22 protein-coding genes and 1 pseudogene are annotated in these 25320 nt (G+C 63.0%); 14 read left to right on the top strand and 9 right to left on the bottom strand.

The window, feature by feature from the left end:
• The first annotated feature begins 16 nt into the window (after positions 1–16).
• The 4 genes from KXR72_RS05135 (at position 17) to KXR72_RS05150 (ending at position 3187) form a co-directional block, all read left to right on the top strand.
• Complete coding sequence (locus tag KXR72_RS05135) at positions 17–319, top strand: iron transporter (protein ID WP_437420002.1); 303 nt, start codon at positions 17–19, stop codon at positions 317–319.
• Entirely contained in the window at positions 316–1986 is a 1671-nt protein-coding gene (locus tag KXR72_RS05140) for a PepSY-associated TM helix domain-containing protein (RefSeq protein WP_437420003.1), read from the top strand. Before KXR72_RS05135 ends, KXR72_RS05140 begins: the two co-directional genes overlap by 4 nt.
• Positions 1983–2321, top strand: coding sequence for a DUF3325 domain-containing protein (locus KXR72_RS05145; RefSeq protein WP_437420004.1), 339 nt, complete (start codon positions 1983–1985; stop codon positions 2319–2321). Before KXR72_RS05140 ends, KXR72_RS05145 begins: the two co-directional genes overlap by 4 nt.
• Positions 2322–2575: 254 nt before the next feature.
• Positions 2576–3187, top strand: a complete 612-nt coding sequence (locus tag KXR72_RS05150; protein ID WP_437420005.1) for an O-methyltransferase — start codon at positions 2576–2578, stop codon at positions 3185–3187.
• Between the two features lie 159 nt (positions 3188–3346).
• Here KXR72_RS05150 and KXR72_RS05155 read toward each other — a convergent pair whose 3' ends face one another.
• Positions 3347–5401, bottom strand: coding sequence for a TonB-dependent siderophore receptor (locus tag KXR72_RS05155; protein ID WP_437420006.1), 2055 nt, complete (start codon positions 5399–5401; stop codon positions 3347–3349).
• A gap of 366 nt (positions 5402–5767) precedes the next feature.
• Here KXR72_RS05155 and KXR72_RS05160 point away from each other — a divergent pair, with 366 nt between their 5' ends.
• The 3 genes from KXR72_RS05160 (at position 5768) to KXR72_RS05170 (ending at position 9779) form a co-directional block, all read left to right on the top strand.
• Positions 5768–7768: a peptidase U32 family protein gene (locus KXR72_RS05160; protein WP_437420007.1), complete on the top strand. Its 2001-nt coding sequence runs from the start codon at positions 5768–5770 to the stop codon at positions 7766–7768.
• 143 nt (positions 7769–7911) lie between these two features.
• Positions 7912–8325, top strand: a complete 414-nt coding sequence (locus KXR72_RS05165; RefSeq protein ID WP_437420008.1) for a septal ring lytic transglycosylase RlpA family protein — start codon at positions 7912–7914, stop codon at positions 8323–8325.
• A gap of 140 nt (positions 8326–8465) precedes the next feature.
• Complete coding sequence (locus KXR72_RS05170; RefSeq protein ID WP_437420009.1) at positions 8466–9779, top strand: methyl-accepting chemotaxis protein; 1314 nt, start codon at positions 8466–8468, stop codon at positions 9777–9779.
• Between the two features lie 99 nt (positions 9780–9878).
• Here KXR72_RS05170 and KXR72_RS05175 read toward each other — a convergent pair whose 3' ends face one another.
• Together KXR72_RS05175 and KXR72_RS05180 are read right to left on the bottom strand one after the other, a co-directional pair.
• Positions 9879–11069, bottom strand: coding sequence for a sugar transporter (locus tag KXR72_RS05175; RefSeq protein ID WP_437420010.1), 1191 nt, complete (start codon positions 11067–11069; stop codon positions 9879–9881).
• Between the two features lie 393 nt (positions 11070–11462).
• Entirely contained in the window at positions 11463–11900 is a 438-nt protein-coding gene (locus KXR72_RS05180; RefSeq protein WP_437420011.1) for a hypothetical protein, read from the bottom strand.
• A gap of 239 nt (positions 11901–12139) precedes the next feature.
• Between KXR72_RS05180 and KXR72_RS05185 the strand changes: the two genes are divergently transcribed.
• The gene (locus KXR72_RS05185; protein WP_437420012.1) at positions 12140–13003 is read left to right on the top strand and encodes an SDR family oxidoreductase; all 864 of its coding nucleotides are present in this window, start codon (positions 12140–12142) and stop codon (positions 13001–13003) included.
• Positions 13004–13041: 38 nt separating this feature from the next.
• Here KXR72_RS05185 and KXR72_RS05190 read toward each other — a convergent pair whose 3' ends face one another.
• From KXR72_RS05190 to KXR72_RS05200, 3 genes are read right to left on the bottom strand one after another with little or no spacing between them, the layout of a single operon-like run.
• Positions 13042–13512, bottom strand: coding sequence for a RidA family protein (locus tag KXR72_RS05190; RefSeq protein ID WP_437420013.1), 471 nt, complete (start codon positions 13510–13512; stop codon positions 13042–13044).
• A 25-nt stretch (positions 13513–13537) separates the two neighbouring features.
• A complete protein-coding gene (locus KXR72_RS05195; protein WP_437420014.1) occupies positions 13538–13948 on the bottom strand; it encodes a c-type cytochrome in 411 nt (136 codons plus the stop codon).
• A 16-nt stretch (positions 13949–13964) separates the two neighbouring features.
• A complete protein-coding gene (locus tag KXR72_RS05200) occupies positions 13965–15494 on the bottom strand; it encodes a flavin monoamine oxidase family protein (RefSeq protein WP_437420382.1) in 1530 nt (509 codons plus the stop codon).
• A 545-nt stretch (positions 15495–16039) separates the two neighbouring features.
• Here KXR72_RS05200 and KXR72_RS05205 point away from each other — a divergent pair.
• Positions 16040–16636, top strand: coding sequence for a hypothetical protein (locus tag KXR72_RS05205; RefSeq protein WP_437420015.1), 597 nt, complete (start codon positions 16040–16042; stop codon positions 16634–16636).
• A gap of 10 nt (positions 16637–16646) precedes the next feature.
• On the opposite strand, the gene KXR72_RS05210 is transcribed toward KXR72_RS05205, so the two are convergent.
• The 3 genes from KXR72_RS05210 to KXR72_RS05220 all read right to left on the bottom strand — a co-directional run bounded on the left by KXR72_RS05210 (position 16647) and on the right by KXR72_RS05220 (position 19520).
• Positions 16647–17393: a dienelactone hydrolase family protein gene (locus tag KXR72_RS05210; RefSeq protein WP_437420383.1), complete on the bottom strand. Its 747-nt coding sequence runs from the start codon at positions 17391–17393 to the stop codon at positions 16647–16649.
• 140 nt (positions 17394–17533) lie between these two features.
• On the bottom strand, positions 17534–18271 hold the full coding sequence (locus KXR72_RS05215; protein ID WP_437420016.1) for a DUF72 domain-containing protein: 738 nt from the start codon (positions 18269–18271) through the stop codon (positions 17534–17536).
• Entirely contained in the window at positions 18264–19520 is a 1257-nt protein-coding gene (locus KXR72_RS05220; RefSeq protein ID WP_437420017.1) for an acyltransferase family protein, read from the bottom strand. The genes KXR72_RS05215 and KXR72_RS05220 overlap by 8 nt, the downstream gene beginning before the upstream one ends.
• 174 nt (positions 19521–19694) lie before the next feature.
• On the opposite strand from KXR72_RS05220, the gene KXR72_RS05225 reads away from it, so the two are divergent.
• The 5 genes and pseudogenes from KXR72_RS05225 to murG form a co-directional block, all read left to right on the top strand.
• A complete protein-coding gene (locus KXR72_RS05225) occupies positions 19695–20786 on the top strand; it encodes a serine hydrolase (protein WP_437420018.1) in 1092 nt (363 codons plus the stop codon).
• Complete coding sequence (locus KXR72_RS05230; RefSeq protein ID WP_437420019.1) at positions 20783–21853, top strand: serine hydrolase; 1071 nt, start codon at positions 20783–20785, stop codon at positions 21851–21853. Before KXR72_RS05225 ends, KXR72_RS05230 begins: the two co-directional genes overlap by 4 nt.
• Before the next feature lie 102 nt (positions 21854–21955).
• Entirely contained in the window at positions 21956–24391 is a 2436-nt protein-coding gene (locus tag KXR72_RS05235; protein ID WP_437420020.1) for a helicase-related protein, read from the top strand.
• A gap of 260 nt (positions 24392–24651) precedes the next feature.
• Positions 24652–25068 (top strand): DUF1810 domain-containing protein, encoded by a 417-nt coding sequence (locus KXR72_RS05240; RefSeq protein WP_437420021.1) that lies wholly within the window; start codon positions 24652–24654, stop codon positions 25066–25068.
• 20 nt (positions 25069–25088) lie between these two features.
• Positions 25089–25205 (top strand): annotated as a pseudogene (gene murG / locus KXR72_RS05245) (undecaprenyldiphospho-muramoylpentapeptide beta-N-acetylglucosaminyltransferase); the annotation flags it as partial.
• Positions 25206–25320: the final 115 nt, after the last annotated feature.

Consider the following 25320-nt stretch of genomic DNA (forward strand, 5'->3'; position numbering starts at 1 on the left):
CCAGCGGGAGCCTGTCGTGACTCGTTCCGTATCGCAATCGAGAAGTACCTGGCCTGACATCGCCGTTCGTACCGCCCTCGCCATTTTTGGCGGCTACGCCTTCACCTATGCATTCACTGCCGCTCTGGCGCGAGTGCTGCCGATAGGCCCCATGGACGCGCTGACCATCGCCTCGCTGCTTTCGTTCGTGGTCTACCTGACGTTCATTCTCTGGGCTTTTGCTGCGGCTTCGCTACGACGCGTGCTGATCGGCGTATGCGTATCGCTGCCACTGGCGGCTATCGGCTTCTGGCCACAGCTGGTGGAGGCCATCAAATGAAAGGCAGTCTGACGCAATCCATGTCCTGGCTGCACACCTGGTGCGGGCTCCTGCTTGGCTGGGTCCTGTTCGCCATTTTCCTGACCGGGACCCTGGCAGTGTTCGACAAGGAGATCAGCTGGTGGATGCAGCCTGAGCTCACCGACCACAGCCCATCGCCTGCGGCGGCCGCCAATCTGGCACAGCGCTGGCTGATGGAAAATCATCCGGACGAATCGAATTGGAACATCAGCCTGCCAACCGATCGCTCACCCGATCTCAGCGTGTCCGTGGGCGAACGCCGTCGTGGCGCTGGCAGTACGCAGCTGGACCCACTGACGAGCGAGGTGATCGAACCTCGGGAAACCGTTGGTGGTAATTTCTTCTTTCGCTTTCATTACACGCTGCATATGCCACGCAACGTTGGCGTCTGGGCGGTGGGCATTGCTGCGATGGCGATGCTGGTGGCGCTGATCACGGGCATCATCATCCATAAGAAGATTTTCAAGGAGTTCTTCACTTTCCGCCCCGCCAAAGGCCAGCGGTCATGGCTCGATGGCCATAACGCCAGCGCTGTCCTGCTACTGCCGTTCCACCTGATGATCACCTACACCGGCCTGGCAATCTTTTTCCTGGTCTACATGCCGGCAGCGGTCGACGCGCTCTACGACGGGGATCGCCAGGCCTATTTCCGCGATGCCCAGCCAGCCCGCGCCGCTGAGCAAGGCCAGCGCGAGCAGCAAGTCCCCCGTGGCGATCAGGCAATGCGTAACGAACCGGCGCCGCGCGGCGGGCAGACGGCACGTGGCGAGCAAGGCGGTCGCGCCGAGCAGGCGCCTCGCGGTGACAGTCGTGGCGCCCGACCGGCGGCGGCACCGGCAGCGCCTTTGCTTGCGCTGGGCGAAATCGTCAGCCGGGCCGAGGCACATTACGGCGAAGGCATGATCGGCGGCTTGGCCGTGAGCAATCCGGGCCGGGCCAACGCCCAGGTCACGGCGCGTCCCGTACTGGGCAACCGTATCGAACTGACGAAGGGCGAAGGCATTCTTTTCAGTGGTGTCACCGGCGAGCTGATCAAGGCGCCAGAACCGTCACGCACCAGCCAGCTGACCCAGCGGGTGATGGCGGGCCTGCACTTCGCGCAGTTCGGCGGCTATCCGATGCGCTGGCTGTACTTCGTTTGTGGCCTGGTCAGCTGCGCGATGATCGCCACGGGTCTGGTGCTCTATACCGTCAAGCAACGCAAGCAGACCAAGGCCAATCCGCATTTCCTGCGAGTCGTTGAAAGCCTGAACGTGGCCGTGGTCGCCGGGCTTTCCCTGGCCTGTATCGCCCTCTTGTGGGCCAATCGACTGCTGCCGGCAGAGTTGGCCGGCCGCCAGGATTGGGAGCTGCGGATCTTCTTTGGCATCTGGGCCTTGAGCTGGGTGCACGGTTGGGTCCGCAAGCCGCTGCCCGCCTGGCGTGAACAGTTGTTCGCAGCCGCCGTGCTGGCGCTCGGTCTGCCATTGCTCGACCTGGCAGGCGGCCACCTGACACTCGACAGCATGCGCCTGTCCCTCGCGGCCAGCGTGATGGCGATGGGTCTGTCGCTGGCGTGGACAGCCTGGAAAATCCCCAAGGCCGTCGCCGCCCGCAAGGCGCGGTCCACTTCTCTCAGCCGTCCGGTTCCAGGAGCCTCGTCATGAACGGTTCAGCACTGCTTGCCAGCCTGGTGCTGGCCTATGCCGGCATGCTGGGTTTCTGCCTTGGAAAAGAGCGCCACTGGAAACAGCTGGTCAACCCGCGAATACCTGCTCGGCTTCGTCGCCTCTGTGTTCCGGCTGGCAGTCTGCTGCTCGGCCTTGCCGTGTATGTAGCCGGTCACGTCTGGCCCACCGGCATGGCGGTGGTCGCCTGGTTCGGCCTGATCTCGCTCACTGGCTTTGCCCTGCTGATGCTGATTCCCTATGCGCCCCGAATGGCGACAGGGCTACCGCTGGCCGGTGGAATCATATGGGCCATAACAGTGCTGGTTGGCTGACCTGCTCGACTCGCAGCGATTGGCCAGGTCAAACGGCAGTCAGCGGATGCAGGCCGGAGCAGCCGACTGCGCGGGACTTACCGGCGTTACCCGGACGATCTGATGAACGAAACGCTCCCCTACCGCTCCCCGGCCTGCCTAGCGTTAGGCTCACGGCGGCTGCAAACTTTTTGTTGATAACGTCCACTAATCATCACCGAGGCCAATCAAGCCCATCCACTGATTGGCCACAGCTAAGCACTTCGGAGGCTTCGATGGACGATCGTGTCAGGTCCGTGTTCGACCAATACCACAAGCACCTGCAAGACGAGCGCGAGCAGCGCCTAGCTGGTCAGGCGACTAACGCCGACTGGCGCACCCATGCATTTCTCGCGGTCGGTCCGGATACCGGGCAGTTGATCAACACGCTGGTTCGCAGCCTCGATGCACCCAATGTACTCGAGCTGGGCACCTCCTTCGGCTATTCGACGCTCTGGCTTGCCGAGGCGGCGCAAGCCAGTGGTGGCCGTGTCGTGACCATGGAACTGCACCAGCACAAGTCCGACTTCGCCCGCGACATGGCCGAAAAGGCAGCCCTGGCGAGCGTCATCGATTTCCAGGTAGGCGATGCGCTCGATTTGATCGACGCCATGCCAGAGCGAATCGATTTCGTGTTGCTTGATCTATGGAAGGATCTTTATGTGCCTTGCCTGGAGCGGTTTTATCCGAAGCTCAATTCCGGCGCGATCATCGTCGCCGACAACATGATCCGCCCAGGCGGGGAGCGAGCCGCGAGCTACCGCCAGGCCATCGCCCGCACGCCGAAGTTGAGCAGCGTGCTGCTACCGGTGGGCACGGGGCTCGAGGTGAGCCGCTTCGACAGCTGAGTGCAGGACGCGACAGAGGCGACATCGCCGGTTGGCTTGGCATTGCAAGGCCAAACCAACCGGCAACCAGAACGACCTGCTGTTGACGGCCAGGCAAAGCAGGCGAAGGGGTAGCCGATTCAGGCAAGGCCGGAGCCTTGCCTGGATCGGATGACGCCGTTACCAGTTGTAGCTGACCTTCGCCGTGATCTCGCGGCCCGGGTTGTAGTAATCCGCGGTGCCCGAGCCAACCACATGCTGCTCGTCGAACAGGTTGCTGACATTGACGGCCAGATCGGTGCCCTTGGCTATTTGGTAGTTGAAGGCGGCATCGAACAGGGTGGCGCTATCGCTCTTGCCGGTGTCGTTGAAGGTGCCGAAGTAATAGGAACCGACATAGCGAGCGCCAAGGCCTACGCTGACATCCGTTCCGGGCACGTTGTAGTAGCTCCATAGCGAGGCCGAATGCTTGGGCGCGGAGACGATCTCATTACCCTTGATCGATACGACCTCATAACCTGCCCCTGTCCAGGACTGCACGGCGCCGCGAAGCACTTCGGTGTCCATGTATGAGTAGCCACCGATAAGCGACAAATTTTCCGTCAGCTCAGCCTTCGCTTCCAGATCCAGGCCACGCACGCGCTGTTCACCCACGGTCTGCTGGTCGATGACACCATTGGACTGCACCACCGCAACGGCGATGTCCTCTTGGGTCAGGTCGTAGACCGCTGCTGAGAAAAGGGCATTCATACCGGTGGGGGCATACTTCACACCAATTTCATACTGCTTGCCCCGTTCGGGAACCACGCCAACTTCAGGCGGGGAAACAGACTCTACAACGCTGATATAGGTGGAAACCTCGTCATTGACGATATAAGTCAGGGCACCGCGGAAGGAGTTTTCCGAGAAGCTGTCTGAAGTCTTGGTACCGGCAAGGTAGTCAGTCTCCGACACGTCCATCGAATCATTGCGCATGCCGAACGTGACAATGAAACGCTCATAGAACGACAGGTTCTGCTGCAGGAAAACGGACTTGATGGTCGTGTCCAGGTCCCTATCCTGATAGACGATTGCAGGCGATACGCCACGATATACCGGATTGGTAACGTCGATGGCATCGGCGGAGCCATAGACGGACACGTTCTCGGAAGAAGAATCAAGATACTCCACACCCACGATGCTGCTGCTATCGATGTCCCCGAAGCGTGCGTCGTACTGCAGCATCAAGTTGCCATTGAGCTGCTCGGCTTCGCTATAGACCCCCAGGTAACCACGGTCAACCAGGGTGCCGGTGCGCCCGGCGCTATCGTTGATATAGACATAGCCGTACGCATCCTCCAGCTCGCTATGGCGCAGGTTGCTGCGCAGCACGAAGCCGTTGTCGAAATCATGGCTGAAGGTGGCGCTGATATTGGTGCGCTCGACATCGTGGAAGTTGTACGTCGGCTCGCCGAAAAACTCATCGCGGTCGTATTCCCTGTCCTTGGGATAACCACCGCTATTGGGCGTGGTGTCCTGGCGCAACTGATCCACCACCAGCGTGGCCGAGGTGAACGCGGTCGGCTCCCAGGTCAAGCCACCCATCACCAGATGATTGTCGTCCTGCGAGTGGTCGTACTCGCGCTCGCTGTCTTGCGTTTTGGCGGTGAAGCGGCCGGCAAGGGTCTTGCTGTCATTGAGCGCATCGCCGACGTCGATCCCGACTTCCTTGTGGTCGAAGGAGCCGTAGGTCACATAGCCCTGGCCAAAGGATTCGAAGCGCGGCTTCTTGGTCACGAAGTTGACCGAGCCGCCCGGGTCCGCCGGGCCGAACAACGTCGAGTTGGCGCCACGCAGGATTTCTATCCGCTCGTACGCGAAGGGCTCTTCGCGAACACCGCGCATCGAGCCGAGAGTCAGGCCGTCACGGTAAGTGGTGGCCTGGAAGCCGCGGATCTGGAAATAGTCGTTACGGTCATCGGTGCCGTAGTAATCGGTGACCACCCCCGGGGTGTATTGCAGGACTTCTTCGGTGGTGCTGGCGCTGCGCTGCTCGATTTCCTTCTGGGTGACCACCGAAACCGAAGCAGGCGTGTTGAGGATGCTGGTGGGCACTTTGCCGCCCACCCAAAGCTCCTGCGCGACCACCGTGGCCGAGTCGTCGCCCGCAGAGGCGTTAGCGTTGACGATGATGGGCGCCAGGCGATACGGCTCGTCGCCGGCACCTGGCTCGGCTTCCTGCGCGTACACGCTCATGGTCGTACCAACCAATGGCGCGCAGCAGAGCACTGCTGTGGTGGTTCGCCGCCACGGCGCCTGTGTCCGGGCGCCCGATTTCAAAGCCGTCATGCTCGATTCCCCCTCTTCGATCAAGTGGTGGCTACTGCTCACCTTGTTTTTCTAACGTGAGCCTCCGGCTCGACGAAGACGGATAGTAATCAATCGCTAATGAGAGGTGTAATCATTTATTTCTAGAAATGGCAGTTCGCCACGAAAGCCCATCTGACGCGGGGGCTCGATCGCTCGGACAGCCGCCGCGCCGCCATACGCCCGGCGGCCAGTCCCAAAAGCTGCGTATGCCTTTACAATGCGCGCCTTTCGATCTGCACCCGGTCCGCGCCCATGTCCTTGCCCAAGCACCATCTCGAACTGCTCTCCCCCGCTCGGGACACCACCATCGCTCGCGAGGCCATCCTGCATGGCGCCGATGCGGTGTACATCGGCGGGCCGAGTTTCGGGGCACGGCACAACGCTGAGAACAGCGTGGCAGACATCGCCGAGCTGGTGACATTCGCCCACCTGTTCCATGCGCGGGTGTTCGTCACCATCAACACCATCCTGCATGACGACGAGCTCGAAGCCGCCCGCTCGTTGATCTGGCAGCTCTACGAAATCGGTGTCGATGCGTTGATCGTGCAAGACATGGGCGTGATGGAAATGGACATTCCGCCGATCGAGATCCATGCCAGCACCCAGACCGATATCCGCACCCTGGAGCGAGCGAAGTTTCTATCCCAGGCCGGCTTTTCCCAGCTGGTGCTGCCGCGCGAGCTGAACCTGCAGGAAATCCGCACCATCGCCGACGAGGTCGATTCGGCCATCGAGTTCTTCATCCACGGCGCGCTGTGCGTGGCCTTCTCCGGGCAATGCAACATCTCTCACGCGCAGACCGGCCGCAGCGCCAACCGCGGCGACTGCTCGCAAGCCTGCCGCCTGCCCTACACCTTGAAGGACGACAAGGGCCAGGTTGTCGCGTTCGAAAAACACCTCTTGTCCATGAAGGACAACAACCAGAGCGCCAACCTACGCGCGCTGGTCGATGCCGGCGTGCGCTCATTCAAGATCGAAGGCCGCTACAAGGATGTGAGCTACGTGAAGAACATCACCGCTTACTATCGCCAGCGCCTGGACGACATCCTCGAGGACCGCCCCGATCTGGCCCGCGCCTCCAGCGGCCGCACCGATCATTTCTTCGTGCCCGACCCGGACAAGACCTTCCACCGTGGCAGCACGGATTACTTCGTCACCGACCGTAAGATCGACATCGGCGCCTTCGACTCGCCGACCTTCACGGGCCTTGCCGTGGGCGAAGTGCTCAAGGTGGGCAAGCACGACCTCACCGTCCAGACCCGGGAGCCACTGTCCAACGGGGATGGCCTGAACGTGCTGGTCAAGCGCGACGTGGTGGGTTTCCGCGCCAGCGTGGTCGAGCCGCTGAGTCAGTTCGAAGAAGACGGCCAACCACTGTGGCATTACCGCGTCGAGCCCAATGAAATGCCGGCGGCGATCCGCCAGCTACGCCCGAACCATCCGCTGAACCGCAACCTTGACCACAATTGGCAGCAAGCGCTGCTAAAGACGTCTGCCGAGCGCCGCGTCGGCGTGCGCTGGCTGGCCAAGCTGCGCGCCGATGAGCTGGAGCTACATGTCACCAGCGAAGAGGGCGCCTACGCCACGGTTTCGCTGGCCGGCCCCTTTGGTGAAGCGAAGAAGCCGGAACAGGTGCCCAGCCAGATCGCCGACCTGTTGAGCCAGCTGGGCACGACCATCTACCACGCCGAAGAGGTGGACGTGGATGCACCGCAGGCCTTCTTTATCCCCAACTCCCATCTCAAGGCCTTGCGCCGCGAAGCCATCGAGGCGCTGACCGACGCGCGCGAGGCCATCCGCCCGCGCGGCGCGCGCAAGCCGGTCAGCGTGCCACCGCCGGTCTATCCCGAATCGCACCTGTCGTTCCTCTACAACGTCTACAACGAGAAAGCCCGGGCCTTCTATCACCGTTATGGCGTGCAGCTGATCGATGCGGCCTACGAGGCCCACGAGGAAACCGGCGAAGTGCCGGTGATGATCACCAAGCACTGCCTGCGCTTCTCATTCAACCTGTGCCCGAAACAGGCCAAGGGCGTGACCGGCGTGCGCACCAAGGTCGCGCCAATGCAGCTGGTACATGGCGACGAGGTGCTGACCCTGAAGTTCGACTGCAAGCCCTGCGAGATGCACGTGATCGGCAAGATCAAGGGCAATATCCTCAACCTGCCGCAACCGGGCAGCGCCAGCAGCGTGGTCGGCCAGATCACCCCAGCTGACCTGATGAAGACCATCCGCAGCAAGCCGGCGCATTAAGGTCAGGCGCGCCGCGGCCCCGTCCCGGCGCTTCGGCCGAATGAACTTCCGCCCCTGGCGGTGTCTGCATGCGTGCCGGGCAGCACGGCACACCGCGCCCGGCTATGCTCCATCACCCAAACGCCTGCAGACAGGGATCGATCATGCTTCAAAGGCCAGCCCGTGGATTGACCGCTCTGTTCCTCGCCGCCGTGCTCGCCGGCTGCTCCACTCCTTTCAGAACCCCGCCGCCCACGTCTCCACCGCCTGCGCCTGAAACCGCCGCCGTTCTCGGGCAGGGCAAGGCATCGTTCTATGGCAACCAGCACCACGGCAAGAAGACCGCCAACGGCGAACGCTTCGACCAGGGAGCGCTGACCGCCGCCCACCGCACGCTGCCGTTCGGCACGCAGGTTCGCGTCGTCAACACCCGCAACGGCAAGAGCGTGGTGGTGCGCATCAATGACCGTGGCCCCTACGTGCGCGGGCGCATCATCGACCTCTCCAAAGCCGCCTTCGAACGCATCGCCAGCACACGCGCCGGCGTGATTCGGGTGCGACTGGAGCGAGCGGACTGACAGGTGGCGCGCCCGGTTCGCCAGTGCGTCGGGCGCGCGCGTGGAACTGGCTCAAACGCACCGCCCAGCGACGAGCGCGCATCAAGTATCTGCCGCCGACGCCGATAGCCCTGGCACGTCTACTCACCTTTCGGTGCACCATGTTCAACAGCCACCTCAAAAAACAACTCGAACAGCAAACAGCGGAACTGCTGCAGCTTCGTCAACTGCGCGAGCAGATCGAAGCGACGAAGCTGTCCATCACGCTGGACACGGAGCTCAGGATGAAGACGGTGAACAAAGCGTTCGCCAAGGCCCTCGGCTATCAGCCCGAGCAATTGACTGGTCGTGCCATGGCGGAGATTGTTCCCGCCTACGTGAAACAATTGCCCTGCTACTACAACTTCCGAGCAGCCGTAGCAAAGCACGACCCCATCAGCGACAACTACCGTTTCCTGGCCAGCAACGGCAACCTCGTCTGGCTGCACATCGAGTGGTATCCGATCCGCGATGCGCAAGGTGGGCTGCACCACATCAGCGGCTTCGCCCGCGAAGTGACACGCGAGCTGCAGATGGCCAAGGAGAACGAAGCCTTCATCAACGCGCTGTTGCGCTCGACCGCGGTCATCCAGTTCAACCTGGACGGCACCGTGGTCACTGCCAACGAGCAATTCCTGCAGGGCACCGGCTATTCGCTCAAGCAGATCGTCGGCAAGCATCACAGCATGTTCTGCACCCAGGAAGAGGCCAGCTCTTCGCAATACAAAACCTTCTGGGAAACGCTCAATCGGGGCGAATTCATCGCCAATCGCTTCAAGCGCGTTGACAGCCACGGCCGCGATCTCTGGCTGGAAGCCACCTATAACCCGGTGTTCGACGCCGAAGGCAAGCTCTGCAAGGTGGTGAAGTTCGCCAGCGTGGTCACCGATCAGGTCGCCCGGGAGCAGGAAGTGCGCGAAGCGGCGAGCATCGCTTATGACGTGTCCCGGCAGACCGATACGAGTGCTGAACGCGGCGCCGTGGTGGTCAAGGACACCGTCGCCACGATGCAGCGCATCGCCGAAGAGGTCGAATCAGCCACCCACGGCATCGAAGCCCTGGGCCAGCAGTCGCACCTGATCAGCTCCATTGTTCAGACGATTGGAGGCATCGCCGCGCAGACCAACCTACTGGCGCTCAACGCGGCCATCGAAGCAGCGCGGGCCGGCGAGCAGGGTCGCGGGTTCGCAGTGGTAGCCGACGAAGTACGCCAGTTGGCCGGCCGCACCAGCGCCGCCACCGAGGAGATCGTCAGCGTGGTACAGAAGAACCAGGCGCTCGTCGATGATGCCGTGCGCGAGATGGCTAACAGCCGCGAGCAAGCCGCTCAGGGCCTGTCGCTCGCCAACCAGGCGGGTTCGGTGATTGTCGAGATTCAGGACGGCGCCAAGCAGGTGGTCAGTGCGGTGGGCCGTTTTGCCAACGAGTTGAACTGACCGAAGGCGGCGTGCGTGGGGCGAACCTCATGCACGCCGTCAACTGCTCAAGCGACGCAACTGGCACGACGCTCGATTCACCGCCGCAGGCCTGGCCCCTCAGCCGACCGCCGGCTCGGCCGGACGGGCAAAGCGGTAGGTAGCGAAGCAGCAGAGCAGCACGCCGGCCAACGCCAGCAACCCACCAACGATGCCCACGTCCGCCAGGCCCAGGTGGCGCACCACCAGGCTGCCCATCAACGCGCCGCCACCAATGCCCACGTTATAGATGCCCGAGAACATCGCCATGGCGACATCCGTCGCGTCCGAGGCGAGATTCAGTACCTTGGCCTGCAGCGCCAGGCCAAAGCACATTCCGGCGATCCCCCAGACGACCACCAGCGCGCCGAGCAAAGCGCTGTCGCGCGAGGCAGGCAGCAGCAACAACAGACAGGCGCACATGATCGTAATCGCGGTGATCAGGAAGCCGCGTGGATAGCGGGTGCTGTAGCGACTGAACAGCATCGACCCGAGGATGCCGGCGCCGCCGAACAGCAACAGCAGCACCGTGGTGCGGTCGCCGCTTAGGTGAGCGATGGTCTGCGCGAAAGGTTCGATATAGGTGTAAGCGGTGAATTGCGCGGTGATCACCAGTGCTGTCAGCACATAGGTCGCGACCAACGCTGGCCGGCGGAACAGCACCGGCAGGCTGCGCAGCGAACCGGAGTTCTGGCTCGGCAGCAGTGGCAGCGTGCGCGCCAGGCAAATCACCACGAGGCTGGCGATGATCGCGATAGCGAGAAAGGTGGTCCGCCAGCCCAGCATCTCCCCGACCACACGCCCCAGCGGGATGCCCAGCACCATGGCCAGCGCACTGCCTGTCGCGAGCAACCCAAGCGCCTGCGCCTGCCGACCCGGCGGCGCCACACGCACCGCCAGGGACGCTGTGATCGACCAGAACACCGCATGCGCCAGGGCAATCCCGACACGACTGACCATCAGCATGCCGAAGCTCGAGGCCACGCTCGACACCAGATGGCTGCCGATGAACACCACGAAGACGAACATCAGCAAGGTGCGCCGTTCGACGTTGCGCGTCATCAGCATCATCGGCAGCGACATCAGCGCGACCACCCAGGCGTAGATCGTCAGCATCAGCCCGACCTGCGACGGCGGCATGTCGAACGAGCGACCAATATCGCTGAGCAAGGCGACCGGGACGAACTCGGTGGTGTTGAAGATGAAGGCGGCCAGGGCCAGTGCGACGACACTGAGCCAGCTCCCGCCGGTGGTGCTTTGGGTTTCGTTCATTCGGGCCGTTTTGAAAAGCAATGCCTTCGGCCGCCAGAGCCTCCCGAACGGAGGTCAGCGCGAAGGGCGGTGATGAAAAGGACGATGCGCCTGGAGCCCAACGACGAACTCTCCCGCCGCTTCGAGCAAGCGCGAGGACAGGTACGGGTTCGGGAGAAGTTTCAGGTGGCAGGTCTGAGCGGCGCGGATTCTACGCCCGGCGCGGGACGCTGTCAGGCATCGCGCAGCCCCGGCGACCAGCGGCGGCGACGCGGCGCCTGTAAGACAAAGCCCGTGCGGAACGCGCCACCCTTGAAGGACAGTCCCCTCGCCGAATGACGGTCGAAACGGGCAGCTGTGATAGCCATCTGGCCGGCCCGTGACGATGCGCACGGCCGACCAGCAGGGCGCGGTTTATTCGTTGAAATAAGCCCGTGCCCGGGCCACTTCGGCAGCGGTCGGCTTGTAGCTGATCCACTGGTCCTGCTCGTTCTTCTTGTAGCGCACCACCCCCGCCTCCACGTCGAATTCGTAGAACGGATAGACCTCGCGCAGGTTGTAGAACGCTGCCGGAGCGAAGAACAGGATATCGGCGGCCAGGTAGCCACCGTTGAACTTCAGGGGAATCAGTCCGTACATCGGCTCCATACCCTCACGCGTTGCGCGAAAGCGGTACTGGCCGAAGCTGGTGGTCTTGTAGGTCTTGCTGACCGGGTTCTTCAGCACCAGGGGTGCATCCTGATTGATTTTGACGGCCAGGTCGGAATCGGTGGCACGTAACGAGGTGGTGGCCGTGCAGGCGGACAGCAGCGCGGCGATCAGCGGCGTAGCGAGGCGTAGCTTGGTGTTCATCATCAATCCCTTGCAGGTGGTGTGGGTGTGGACGGCTGGAAAACCCGGCACGGGCCCGGCGGCCATCCTTGGCGGGGCGGGGCGGGACTATAGGATCAAAGCAAGCAATAGCCAAGTGCCACTATCCTGGAAAGCCACGCTTCCGACGGTCGGTCCTCTCTACCCCGCTCGGCACCCGACCGAAACTTTCCCGGCGGGTATCAGCCGTAACTAGACCGACCCACCCACCTGGAGCAGTCATGGCCTACCCCAAAATTCCCGCGCAGAAGCAAGACCGCCAGCCCGGCCTGGAAAGCGAGATGAACCCGCCCGCCGAGTTCATTCGCGACAGCTACAAGGGCAGCGGCAAGCTGGCCGGCAAGGTCGCGCTGGTCAGCGGCGGCGACAGCGGCATCGGCCGGGCGGCGGCGGTGCATTTCGCCCGCGAGGGCGCGGACGTCGCCATCATGTACCTGGATGAACACGAGGACGCCGCCGCGGCGCAGCAGATGATCGAAGCCGAGGGCCAGCGCTGCCTGCTGCTACCCGGCGACGTGCGTGACAGTCGCTACTGCAACGACGCGGTGCAGCAGACGGTCAAGGCCTTCGGCCGCCTCGATGTGCTGGTCAACAACGCCGGACGGCAGGAAGTGCGCACTCGGCTGGAACACATCACCGACGAGCAGTGGGAAACCACCTTCGCCACCAACATCCACGGCTACTTCTACCTGACCCGCGCCGCCCTGCCCCACCTGAAGGCCGGCGCCTCGATCATCAACACCACCTCGATCAACTCGTTCATCGGCAACCCGATGCTGGTCGACTACACCGCGACCAAGGGCGCCATCGACGGCTTCACCCGCGCCCTGTCGCAACAGCTGATCGAGCGCGAGATCCGCGTCAACCAGATCGCGCCCGGCCCGATCTGGACGCCCCTACAGCCGGCCACCATCGGCCGGCACGACCCGCAGATGCTCGAAGGCTTCGGCAGCCAGATGCCCATGGGCCGCTGCGGCCAACCCTCTGAGCTGGGCCCGGCATACGTCTACCTCGCCTGCGAAGATTCCTCCTACGTCAGCGGTCAGACCATCCACATCAATGGCGGGAAGGTGGTGAACGGTTGACACAACCGAGCCCGGGCCAGTGAGGCCCGGGCACAGCATCAGGGCCGAACAGCCGTTACCTCGATCTCGACAAGCCAGGCCGGATTGGCTAGACCGGCAACCTGGAATACCGAGCGCGTTGGCAGATTGGGCTGCGCCTCGGTGCCAAAGAACTGCGTGTAGCCCTTCATGAAACCGGCGAAGTCCATCTTTCCCTGATTGGCAGGGTCGCCGACCAGAAAGACCTGCATCTTGATCACATCCTTCATACCGAGGCCTAGGCGATCCAGCGTGCCCTCGATGCTTTGCAACACACTGACAGTCTGTGCCTCCGTGTCGCCTTCATTGATCTTGGGTACTGCTCCGCTGAGATTGACCACGGTTGCACTCGCCGGGATTTCCACTGCAAGTGAGATTGGGAAGTCCGAACCAGGAATCTTGTGACGGATCACCTCGTCGGCTGCCTGGGCCTGAACACTGGCGACGGCAGCACAAAACAACGTGGCGGCGAGGGGGAAGGTACGGAACATATACATCTCCAGAATCGGTAGAGGGTCAGCGAAGGCTGATTTTGCGAACGTCATCGGCATCGACGACGTCGGCGTACTGGTTGCCGAAGTGACTACGGACGTAGTTGACCACCTCGGCGATCTGCTGGTCGCTCAGGTAGTCCTTGAAGCCAGGCATGCCACCCTGGCCGTTAACGACCATGTAGATCGGATAGGCGGCTGCCGCGACGCGCGGGTTGGCCTTGAGCGCGGGATATGCGCCGGCGCCCATCGCGCCCTGCCCGCCGTCCATATGACAGCCTTGGCAGATGCCATGAAAAAGCGCTTCGCCGCTCTGCTCGTCGAAGGTGTCACCCTTCGACAGCATGGGTGCTGGGGCTGCATGAGCGGGCCCGGACAGCCAGGTCATGGCCAATAGGCCCAGTGCGGCGGTTAGACCACGGTTAAGGTGCTGCATGGAACTCTCCTTCGGCTCAGGCTGCACGCTGGGTAGCGACGATGTGGGTATGCAAGCGCTCGATGGCGTTTTGCGAGGAGCGAATAGCCCCTTCCATCCACGCCGGTATGTAGGATGCGTGCTCGCCAGCAAGCACGATGCGCCCGTCGATCTGGCAGAGGGTGCGGTAATGCTTTTCGCGTGTTTCATCCGTCCACATGCCGTAGCAGCCCTGTGTCCAGGGCACACGGTGCCACCCAACTGCGACCCCGTTGTCAAACTCGTCACGGTACTGGGGATGCAACTGGGCGCCGTACTCGACTGCCTTCCGTACTCGCTCCTCGGGCGTCATGGCGGTGAATTCATATGCATTCGGCCCCCAGATATACGCGCCCAACAGCACGCCCGAGCCAGCCTTGCCATAGTCAGTACTGGGGTAGCTGATCTTCTCGATCGGCGTGTCGGTGTAGCTGATGCCACCGTAGATGTGCTCGTCCTGCTCCCAGAAGCGGCGCTTGAACTGCAAGCCGATCTTTACGGACGCGTCATAAGGCACAGCACGAATTGCCGCCTGCATTGGCTGGCTGACGCTGACCGGAATCTGCCCAAGAATCGATAGCGGCAATGTGCATACGCACCAATCCGCTGTTTCTTGCATCGCTGCGCCGCTGCCATCGCTGTTCTGGTAGGTGACAGTCACGCCCTGCCCGTCCTGCTCGATACGCGTGATTTTCGAGCCATAGCGGATCAGCTCACCGACCTCTCGCTCAAAAGCCTTAGCGATCATGTCCATACCGCCGACTGGCTGGAAAATGCTGCTCTGGAACTCATATTCCTGCCCGTCGATCAGCTTCTTCCAGAGACCTGACTGAATCAGCGCCTGCCTATCGATAGGGTCGGAAGCCTCGGGCAGCGGCATCAGACCGCCGCCCGCATCGACCGCGAAGCCGCGCCGCAGGCTCGATTCCATATTCTTGCGATAGAGCCCATCGTGATCCAGAGCGCCCCAGGCTCGCAGCGACTCGAACAGTCGTTCACGATCCTCACGGGTGAGGCTTTGATCCAGCCCTCCCTGGTTGACCGCTTTGCCAAGCAACTCGGCGACGTGCCCCTGGAAGTCCGCCTGAACCTCACGGTAACGCTTGGGCATGCCGCCAAACGCCTCGGTCGAATGCACCAGAGCGTTGTAATTGACCTGCATGAAGGGCTCGAGCTTCACACCCAGGCGCTTGCAGTAATTGAGTACTGCATGGTGGTGATAAGGAATGCGCCAGGGCCCCGGGTTGAGGTAATTCCCCTCGTCGAAACGGCAGGTCTGCACAGCCCCACCGAGTTCGGCGAAGCGGTCGCCACCGCGTAGTGTCCAGCAGCGGCCGCCGGCCTTGGCGTTGTATTCAAGCACCTTGACCCTGTACCCGGCACGGCGCAGTTCGTAAGCCGCCGTCATTCCAGCAAGCCCCGCGCCTAACACCAGCACCGATGTGCCACTGGGCGCACCACTCAGGCCGAACTGCTCGTCGGCGTGGCTCTCGGCAGCGAAGCCCAGCGAAGTCATGGCCTGGTACATGGCGGCTGCGCCGGCCGTCTTGCCGATCCACTCTAGAAGCGTGCGTCTGCTTACACCCAAACTTTCCACCATGTTTTTTCCTTGATTCGTCATATGTTCAAGCGTGCCGGGACGCATCCCAGTACCGGCGCGCATAACGAAGCAGCTTCTTTCACCTAGGCGAAAAGGACATAGCAGCTAGCGTGCCAGGCGCTCTAGATCGGGCGTTATGAGGGGTCGGAGATCTGTAAAGCGGGCATATTCGAAATAACTAACGGAACACTTTCAAAGTGAACCGGAACAGTTTGACGGTGTTCGAACGCCACCTTGCAAGGCTGCGCAAGATGCTGGTGCAGAGGATCGCCACCCCGCCCCGCGGGGGCGCATTGATGCGCCCCCGCATGGTTCGCCCGCGCACCATTGTGGCAAACGAAGCATCAGGTAACGCCTGCACACGGAACCATCGTCGCGCCTGCCACGCCCAACAGTCAGGAAGGCAGGCGCTCGAGTCGAGCGGCCTGCCGCGGACGAAACGCAGCCTGTGCTGCCCATGAAAAGGTAACGTCATGACACAGATTCTCATCGCAGCGTTCGACCGCTACGCCGAAGCCGAACGCGTCAAGAGCGACCTGCTCGGCCAGGGCGTCGCCAGCGATGCCATCCAGATTTCCGCCTCCTTCAATCCTGAAACCGTCAACAGCAGCCGCGTGGACGTGATCGGCGAAGAGCCTGGCGGCGATGCGACGGTGGCCGAGAAAGTCGGCAGCTTCTTTCACAAGCTTTTCGGCAACGAATCGAGCCAGCATGCCGGCCGCTATCCCGAGGCAGCCCGTCGCGGCTCGACGATCGTCACCGTCACGCTCGAGGACGACAGCCAGGTGAAGGCGGTCGAGCAGACGATGGAGCGAAACGGCGCGATCGACATCGATGAGCGCAGCGCCAGTTGGGGCACGGATGACGCGACGCCCGTGACGGCCAGCACCGAGACATTGACGACCGGCTACCCCGACGCGGCCTCGGTCAGCGTCGATGAGCGCGAACTCAACGGCATGGCTACGCCGGATCGCGGCGCCGAGGACGGCTCAATTCCCGGTCGTGCCGAAAACGACCGGGCCGCGCGGCGCGACAACACCGCCGGCCGAGTGCGGATCATTCCACGCTGAGGACCACGGCTCAGCGCGTGGCGAACACTTCGTCGAGCAGGTCGTTCATCGCCTCGAAGGCGCGTTGTGCGACCTCCGGGTTGTACTCGTTGCGACCCGGCACATTGGCGTAAGGATCGGTGAACGAATGCACGGCGTTGCCGTAGCTCACCAGTTGCCAGTCGACGTCGGTGGCCTTCATCTCGGCGATGAAACCATCGACCTGCTCCTTGGGCACGGCGGGGTCGTCCGCACCGTGCAGCACCAGCACCGGCGCCTTGATCTGCTGGGCATCCTTTGGATCAGGCGTATCGAGGTTGCCGTGGAACGACACGAAGGCGTCCAGGTCCGCGCCCGAGCGCGCCAGTTCCAGCACGCTGCCGCCGCCGAAGCAGAAGCCGATCGCGGCCATTTTCGAGGTATCGATAGCCACCTCGTCCTGTGCCCGGAACGCCTCTACCGCCGCCTGGGCGCGCTTGCGCATCAACGGGCGGTCACCCCGTACCGCGGACGCCGCAGCCTTGGCTTCGTCCGGGTTGGAGGGCCGAACGGACTTGCCGTACATGTCAGCCATGAACACGACGTACCGGTCGCCCGCCGCCCGCGCCGCCTTTTCAGCGGAACGCTCAGTGACGCCCAGCCAGTTCGGCACCATCACCAGCCCAGGCCGCGGCTTGCTGACGGCATCGTCGTAAACCAACATGCCTTCGAAGGTTTCCCCATCGATCTCATACGCCAGTGGCTTGACCACGGTGGCTGCTACGGCAACGCCGAGCATGCCGGTCAATGCCAGGGCCACGCCTGCTTTCTTCATCGAACGACTCCTTCATCGTGAACGCGTCCATCAACAGTAGAGGAAAAGCGTGCAGGCGCTTCGACGGCCGGCGGGCATAGCGTTTCGATTTGTGTCGACCGCGATCAGCCAAGCCGTTGCTCAAGGAGCCGGCCAAGCGCCAGCGCATCGGCCGTGGCGGCGCCGCTGGCGGTGTTATCGAAGATGCACCACGACGGCACCGCCGTCTCGTCAACCAGCCGCGTGGCCAGGGCCGCAAGCCAGTCCGCACCATAGGGCGAGTGATAGATGCGGGGCGAGCCGTGCAGGCGGTAATAGCGCATACCAGGCCAGCCGCCCGGCTTGGCGGCGCCTGTGAACGGCGCCGGGTCAGCACCGACACTCGCGATTTGCGCGTCGTGCAGCAGGGAGTCGGCGGCAAGCCAACTGGTGTGCCTTGGTTCGATTGCGACCGGCCCCGAGTGGCGCGCCCTCAGCGTATCGATAAAGCGCCTTGCCACGTCCGGCTCATAGGCCAGCGAGGGTGGCAATTGCACCAGTAGGCAACCGAGTTTCTCGCCGAGGTGGCCGCATTCGTTCAGAAAGGTGTCGAGCAGCGCTTCGCACGCTGCCAGGCGCCGCTCGTGGGTGATCTGACGAGGCACCTTGACGGAAAAGCGGAAGCCCGCCGGCACGCTGTCGGCCCAGCGCACATAGGTCGCGGGCCGGTGCGCGCGGTAGAACGAGCTGTTGATCTCAACGGCGTTCAGGCAGCCCGCGTATCGCTGCAGGTGCGTGCCGACTTCAGGAAATCGCGGCCACAGCGTCCGCGGCAGGCTCCAGCCGGCGGTACCGAGCCACACTGGCAGCTGTTGCTCATCCATGCTTCGGCCGCACGGGAAGCCAGCGAAGCAGCCATCGGCGTGTGGGCACCACGGCATGCTCCTGCGCCCAGATGCAGAGCACGACGGTCAACAACACATAGAGCGGGTACAGCCACAGCGACAAGCTCTGGTCTCCCGCCTGCGCGGCGCAGGCAGCCCAGTCATCGAAACAACGCGGCGAGAACACGCCAAGCAGCTTTTCTGATCGGGAGAACAGCACAAAGGCCGGAACATGCAGCACGAACAGTGGCAACGACGCCGTCCCCAGGCGCTGCGCCCATCGATTGACCGCCTCGCTCGACGGCGAGCGCATCAGTGCGAACAGGTAGATCAGCATCAGCTGAGCCGGCAACAACAACCCGTTGTGCAGCAGGAAATACCAGTACTTTTCGCCCTTCAGCAGCTGGATGGCAGCGACAAAGCAGAACAGCACGAACGCGCCCATCAGTACGCGCACCGCTACGCCCGGCACGCGATCCGCCGCCTGATGCTGGCGATACAACCGGTACGCGAGGATACCCGCCAGGAATTCGGGCAGGCGCAGCAAGGGCATGCGGTGCAGCATGCCGGTATAGGGAATGCCGTACTCCTGCTGCTGAATCACCCAGAGCGGCGGCAAGAGGTAGAGCAGAATCACCAGCGCCAGCCAGGCGAGCGTACGGTCGGCACGCATCAGCCGCGGCGCCAGCACAGGAAAGGTCAGGTAAAAGAAAAACAGCGTGGAGATCGACCACAGCGGCGGATTGAACGTCAGGTAATAGGGGTTCCACGCCTGCAGCATCAACAGCTGCAGGACGAAATTGAGCGCAAGCTCGCCGTTACTCATGAAGTGCTCGAGCGTCTCGCGGGACGCGGCGCCCAGGTCCTCGTTGGTGTCATAGACCACGAACCGCAGCGTGGCTTTGGCGTCATCCGGCGGGATACCGAGGTTGGAGATGATCAGCAACACCACTGCCGTCAGCGCCAACGAGAACAGGTGCAGTGGGTAAAGGTTGGCGAAGCGTCGGCTGAGGAAGCTTCGCGCCGGCTCGCGCATGCGCCCCTGCTGGCAATAGACGTGGGCCAGCAGAAATCCCGACAGCGCGAAGAAGCTGCTGGTGGCGAAGAAACCAACGCCGGTGAGATCGGCCATCCAGCCGGGCAGATCCGCTGCATAGTTGTGCAACGTGTGGAAGCACAGGATGTACAGGCCGAGCGTGAAGCGCAGCCATTCGAGCCCGATGAACTTGTCCCTGCTGACCTGCTCCACTCGCCGCTCCCACTTCTCTGAGCCTCAACCAGCAGTAGGACGCCCGCCGGGAGGCTTCGTTCGATCAGCGAGCGCAGCGGCAGCGGCGGGACGAATTTAGTCACCATTGGCCGGCGCACGGGCCACGACGGGCGGGGTCCAACGCACAACCTCACTCGCTGGAGACCCATCGCAGTGCTGCTCCGAGTCAATCACCACCGCCTTGCCGGCCATGCCCTGCCCCTGGTGCTGGCCCTGTTTCTCATCACCACATCGCTGCCGGCCGCCGCCCGGGAAGGGTTCGGCTGGGCCGAATCGTTTCTCGAGCGCATCGCCCAGGTCGATGCCGATACCGCCGGCGAGCTGGGGGTCTATCTCAAAGATCTCGATACCGGCGTCTCGGCGTCCTACCACGCGGAGGAAAGCTGGTATCTCGCCTCGACCGTGAAAGTCCCCGTGGCGATCGCCATCCTGCGCCGCGTCGACGAAGGCAGCCTGAGCCTGGACACCACCGTGCGCCTGATGGAATCCGATTACGTCGATGGCGCCGGGCCGACCAACAGCCACGCGCCCGGCACCGAGCTCAGCGTGAGCTACCTGATGGACCAGATGCTGATCCACAGCGACAACACCGCCAGCGATTTGCTGATCAGCCTTGTCGGGCTCGAAGCGGTCAATGCGGTGACGGCCGAACTCGCGCCGGGCGGCTTCGGGCCCATCACCCGGCTGGCCGACGTCCGGCGCCTGATCTTCGGCGAATTCCACCCCGATGCGCGACAGCTGTCGGGCCGCGATTTTCTGCGCCTCAAGCAGCAACGCAGCGAGTCCGGCCGTTTGGCGCTGCTGGCCCGCCTGCTCGGCGTGCCGCAATCGTCATTCACCCCGCTGCGCCTGAGCGAAGCCTACGAACGCTATTACGCCACGCCGAACAATTCAGCCAGCCTGCAAGCCTACGGTGAGCTGCTCGCGGCGCTGGTCGAGGGTAAAGCTCTATCACCCGCCAGTACCGAGTACCTGCTCGGCGTGATGTCACGCGTGCAGACCGGCAAACAGCGGATCAAGGCGGGGCTACCCCCAACCGTGAGCTATGCCCACAAGACAGGCACGCAGGTGTCGCGCATCTGCGATGCCGGGCTCATCGCCCCGCCGCCCTTCCGCCTGGCCGATCCGTCCGGGCGCATCGTGGTCGTCGCCTGCGTACGCGGCGCCGGCTCCACCGCCAAGGCCGAACACGCCCTGCGCGGTGCCGGCGAAGCCATTACCGCCTCCGGAGTGCTGCGCTTATGACCCTCGTTCGAAAATTGCTGGCGGTGCCGATTCTGGCCGGTGCCGGCCTGGCCCTCTGGGCCTACAAGGAACAAGCCTGGTCGGATTCATGGCGTAACGCGCTGGAGCAGGATATCCAAGCCATCGACGCGCAATCGCCCGGCCAGTTGGGCGTCTACGTCAAGCACCTAGGCGATGGCAAAACGTTAGCGTACGAGGCGGACCGCTTCTGGTACCTCGGTTCAGCGGTCAAGGTGCCGATCGCCATCGCGGTGCTGCAGGGCGTCGACCAGGGAGAACATCGCCTCGACGAGGAAATGACCCTCCAGGCCAGCAACAAGGTCGACGGCTCGGGCGACCTCGTCTGGCAAGACGAGGGCGTTGCCTATTCGGTGCGCAATCTGCTCAACGAAATGCTCATCGAGAGCGACAACACCGCCGCCAATATGCTGATCCGGCTGGTCGGCGAAGACCGACTCAATGAACGCACCCGCGAAAACATGGGCGGCACCGGGTTCGAGCGCATCACCGACTTCACCCAGGTGCGACGCGACGTTTACGGGGAGCTGCACCCGGACGCTCGCGAGCTACCGAATATCGAGCTGGTCAAGCTGGCGTCAGCGCCCTTCAGCAAGCCCCGTTACGAAGCCGTGGCTCGAGTGCTGAACATCAGCACCGCCGAACTCAACGCCGAGAGCATGGAGCAGGCCTATGCGCGCTATTACGCGCGCAATCTCAATGCCAGCACCTTGGAGGCGTACGGCACCTTGCTGCAGAAGCTCGTCGAAGGCGACCTGCTGTCCGACGCCAGCCGCGACCTGCTCTACAAGGACATGAAACTCGACCGCTACGACGCCTACCGCCTCGAAGCCGGTCTTCCCGAAGAAGCGCCCTTCATCCAGAAGACGGGCACGCAACTGGAGCGGGCCTGCCATGTCGGGGTGATCGATCCGCTGTCCGAAGGCCAAGCCAACACGGTCATCGTCGTCGCCTGCGCCGAGGACCTCGACGAAAACAAGGAAGCCGGGGAGGCCTTCGAGCAGGTTGGCCAGGCGATCACTCGGGCGCTACTCGGCGAGCCGGAGTGAGACCGCGTCCGCACCGGCAGATCCACCAGTCGAGACGGCTGCTCGTATTGCCGCGCGCGATTGTCCAAACTGGGCAGTCTTTTGATCAGTGAGGGGTCGATCATGCGCAAGGCCGAAGCCAAGCACCGCAATACCGTCAAGCTCGAGCGCCTTCAGCGCTTCCTCGACTGGGCGGCAGAGCGGCACCCGGATTTCGTGCCGAAGAAGAACCACCAGGAGCAGTGGTTCAGCACCTACCTCGGTCACCAACCACCAGAAATCGGCCGGGCCGCAAGGCTGTTCTGGCTGGGCCTGGAGGCCCCTGCGGTCGAAGCGGTTCTCGGGGCGCCGGAACCCACCAGCCTGGTCGGCCGGCTGCTCAACCGCGACGTCAACGCGTTCAGCTGCACGGTGGACCTGTTCGGCGTTTCGGTAATGCTCGACTGCGGCTCGGTACAGACCCTGCTAGAAGCCGACCTCGCGCTGCGCATCCCGGATAGCGATTCCGCCGAAGCGTTCGAGCGGCATGTCAGCGACGCCATCGAGGGCCTGGCCCGCGACCGGCTCCGCGTGTTGGAGCGGCCCTTCGCCCACATGAGTGAGGAGCAGAAGGCTCGCAGCCTGGAGCGCCTGCCTGAGCGGCTGTCACGCCTCGATGATTTCGCCGCCCGCGCCGTGGATACGCTGAACGAAGTGCTGCACGACCTGCGCTATGTCGTCGAGCTGCGCCACGGCGAAGTCGCGCTGGACATGCAGCGGCGCATCCCGGGCGGCCAGGGCCATGTGTTGACCACGGAAGAAGTCGCCGCGATCAAACAGGAAGATCGCGAGGCGCTGCAAGCCAAATTCGACATGATGATGGACGAGGCTGGCGACTTCGATCTGCAACTGCTCGGCGAGAAGCGCCTGACCGAAGTGTTCATGATGGAACCGAAGAAACTGCGTCGGACCATCCGTTTCGCCCGTGAGGATCATCGCGAGAAGATGGCCTTCGCCGTGCTGCTGGAGAACAACCCGCGCTTCGTCCACTACCACAAGCTGTATGCCGCCAGGCGCATCACCCGTACCTGGACCGCCCTGCTCGGCCCGACCAACAGCGGCAAGACGCACCAGGCGATCGAGGCCATGACCGCTGTCGAGCACGCCATCTACCTCTCCCCGTTGCGCCTGATGGCGCTGGAGAACCAGGAGCGCATCGAGTCGATGGGCGTGCCGTGCTCTCTCGTCACTGGCGAAGAAGAGATCATCCGTGAGGGCGCTACGCATTACTGCTGCACCGTGGAAGAGTTCGCCCGCTTTCGTCATGAATCCTGGGACGTGGTGGTGATCGACGAAGTCCAGATGATGGCTGACTCGCAGCGCGGCTGGGCCTGGGTCGACGCGCTCGTCAGCGCCTATACGCAGGACCTGATCATGACGGGCCCGGAGCTGATCCAGCCGAGCCTGAAAACACTGTCTGATCTCTGCGAGGACGAACTGGTCGTCAAGCGTACCAAGCGCCTCTCTCCGGTCGACGTGTCGCGACGCGCCACTACTCTCAAGCAGCTCGAGCCCGGCTCGATGCTCGTCGCCTTTAGCCGCAAGACGGTGCTTGAACTCAAGGCGCTGCTGGAGATGACTGGCAAGAGCGTGTCGGTGGTCTACGGCGCCCTCTCGCCCGAGGTGCGCCGTGAGCAGGCGCGGCGTTTTCGCGAAGGTGAGGCGGACATCATGGTCGCCACCGACGCGGTAGGCATGGGCCTGAATATGCCTGCGCATACCCTGTGCTTCTACACCGACGAGAAGTACGACGGCATCCAGAACCGCCAGCTCAAGGTGCAGGAGGTCAAGCAGATCGGCGGCCGCGCCGGGCGCTTCGGCCACCACGATAGTGGCCTGATCACCGCCCTCGATGCGCAGACGCTGCAATCGATCAAGCGTCTGTTTCACAGCGCCGACCTGCCCGTCGACCTCACGCAGTTCCAGGTGCGGCCGTCCATCGAACACCTGCAGGCTATCGCTGAACTGATGAACGAGCCCAGCCTGTTGCGCGCCTGGCTGACCTTCAACCGCAACATCAATTACGGTGCTGAATTCATCTCCGTCCTGCCGGACGAACTGGCTGAATGGATCAAGCTGATCGACGATCCGACCATCGACCTGCCCCTGCGCTGGATTTTCGCGTGTACGCCGATCCGTGGTGGTCTGGACAGCCCGGCCAGCCATCACGCCCAGCAGTGGCTGAAGAAGGTCGCGCAGGACAAGGAGGTTCCGCTGCCACGGTTGCTGATCGATGCGGACCTGGCGTCGCTGGAAAGTTCGCTGCACGTCATCGAAACCTACCTGCACCTGGCGCGCACCCTGCCTGCGCACTTTCCTGCCCTGGAACAGGCCGAAAGCCACCGCAGCCTGCTCAACGGCGCCATTACTCGCGAGCTCTCCCGACAGCGCAAACCGCGCAGTTCGGACCGTCGCAAACTGTCCGGCGGCGCGCGCCAATGCCAGAAATGCGGCAAGGCCATGCCTATTGCAGGCAAACAGTTCAGGCTGTGCCAGAGCTGCTTCAACGAAAGGCGATAGACGATGGGGCCGGTGCTGGATCGCCAGCAAGCTGGCTCCTACCGATGCGGCGACCATCCATCACAGCTGTCCATCAAGGTTGTGCTTTGGTCGGAGCGGCTCTGGAACCCGCAAGCATGGCGTTCAATGACATGACGGCAGCGCTCGTGTAAGAGCGGGTTTGCTCGCGATCAGCCACCACTCGGCGTACGCCTCCCCCGAGAGGGATCGACGGCCTCTTCCAAGCGTCTAGATACGGGTACACATCATCGAGACATGCCATGAGCGATCCGCACGATCTGCACCGTTTCGTCGAGGCGCAACAGCCAGTTTATGCGCAAGCGCTCGCCGAGCTGCGCGCTGGCTACAAGCAAAGCCATTGGATGTGGTTCATCTTTCCGCAGATTGCGGGGTTGGGCCACAGCGCCATGGCGCGACGCTATGCGATCCAGAGCCGCGACGAGGCCGTCGCCTACCTCAACCATCCGCTGCTCGGCCCGCGGTTGGAGCAGTGTGCCAACGCGCTTTTGCAGCACACCGACCGCACGGCCCGCGAGATACTCGGCTCGCCAGATGACATCAAGCTGCGCTCGAGCATGACGCTGTTCGACGCGGCCAGTGATTCCGCCACCTATCGACGCGTGCTGGCTGCCTTCTACGCAGGGCAACCTGACCCCGCGACCCTCGACCGGCTCTAGCACGCGTCGCCGCGGCACCAGCATCTTTTCAACGGCTGCGTTCGGCGCGGCAGGCACGCCGTGTGGTGCGTGAACTCAAGTTGGCTAGCGGGCTGGGAGTGAGCGGTTACGTGACCGGCCCTGGCGGGCTTGCCGCCGGATTTCCGGCACTCGAACCTGCTCATCGCGCGAAACGTCATCTTTTCGGCTAAATGTTCGAAATTTAGCTTTGACAGCCCTCACTTTTGACCTTACTTTTTCGGAACCGAACAT

The organism is Stutzerimonas chloritidismutans, assembly GCF_051486945.1.
Lineage (GTDB): Bacteria > Pseudomonadota > Gammaproteobacteria > Pseudomonadales > Pseudomonadaceae > Stutzerimonas > Stutzerimonas chloritidismutans_B.

Coding starts and splice junctions, on each gene's coding strand:
- KXR72_RS05140 (WP_437420003.1), top strand. CDS start 316: ATGAAAGGCAGTCTGACGCAATCCATGTCCTGGCTGCACACCTGGTGC.
- KXR72_RS05145 (WP_437420004.1), top strand. CDS start 1,983: ATGAACGGTTCAGCACTGCTTGCCAGCCTGGTGCTGGCCTATGCCGGC.
- KXR72_RS05150 (WP_437420005.1), top strand. CDS start 2,576: ATGGACGATCGTGTCAGGTCCGTGTTCGACCAATACCACAAGCACCTG.
- KXR72_RS05155 (WP_437420006.1), bottom strand. CDS start 5,401: ATGAGCGTGTACGCGCAGGAAGCCGAGCCAGGTGCCGGCGACGAGCCG.
- KXR72_RS05160 (WP_437420007.1), top strand. CDS start 5,768: ATGTCCTTGCCCAAGCACCATCTCGAACTGCTCTCCCCCGCTCGGGAC.
- KXR72_RS05165 (WP_437420008.1), top strand. CDS start 7,912: ATGCTTCAAAGGCCAGCCCGTGGATTGACCGCTCTGTTCCTCGCCGCC.
- KXR72_RS05170 (WP_437420009.1), top strand. CDS start 8,466: ATGTTCAACAGCCACCTCAAAAAACAACTCGAACAGCAAACAGCGGAA.
- KXR72_RS05175 (WP_437420010.1), bottom strand. CDS start 11,069: ATGAACGAAACCCAAAGCACCACCGGCGGGAGCTGGCTCAGTGTCGTC.
- KXR72_RS05180 (WP_437420011.1), bottom strand. CDS start 11,900: ATGAACACCAAGCTACGCCTCGCTACGCCGCTGATCGCCGCGCTGCTG.
- KXR72_RS05185 (WP_437420012.1), top strand. CDS start 12,140: ATGGCCTACCCCAAAATTCCCGCGCAGAAGCAAGACCGCCAGCCCGGC.
- KXR72_RS05190 (WP_437420013.1), bottom strand. CDS start 13,512: ATGTTCCGTACCTTCCCCCTCGCCGCCACGTTGTTTTGTGCTGCCGTC.
- KXR72_RS05195 (WP_437420014.1), bottom strand. CDS start 13,948: ATGCAGCACCTTAACCGTGGTCTAACCGCCGCACTGGGCCTATTGGCC.
- KXR72_RS05200 (WP_437420382.1), bottom strand. CDS start 15,494: ATGTACCAGGCCATGACTTCGCTGGGCTTCGCTGCCGAGAGCCACGCC.
- KXR72_RS05205 (WP_437420015.1), top strand. CDS start 16,040: ATGACACAGATTCTCATCGCAGCGTTCGACCGCTACGCCGAAGCCGAA.
- KXR72_RS05210 (WP_437420383.1), bottom strand. CDS start 17,393: ATGCTCGGCGTTGCCGTAGCAGCCACCGTGGTCAAGCCACTGGCGTAT.
- KXR72_RS05215 (WP_437420016.1), bottom strand. CDS start 18,271: ATGGATGAGCAACAGCTGCCAGTGTGGCTCGGTACCGCCGGCTGGAGC.
- KXR72_RS05230 (WP_437420019.1), top strand. CDS start 20,783: ATGACCCTCGTTCGAAAATTGCTGGCGGTGCCGATTCTGGCCGGTGCC.
- KXR72_RS05235 (WP_437420020.1), top strand. CDS start 21,956: ATGCGCAAGGCCGAAGCCAAGCACCGCAATACCGTCAAGCTCGAGCGC.
- KXR72_RS05240 (WP_437420021.1), top strand. CDS start 24,652: ATGAGCGATCCGCACGATCTGCACCGTTTCGTCGAGGCGCAACAGCCA.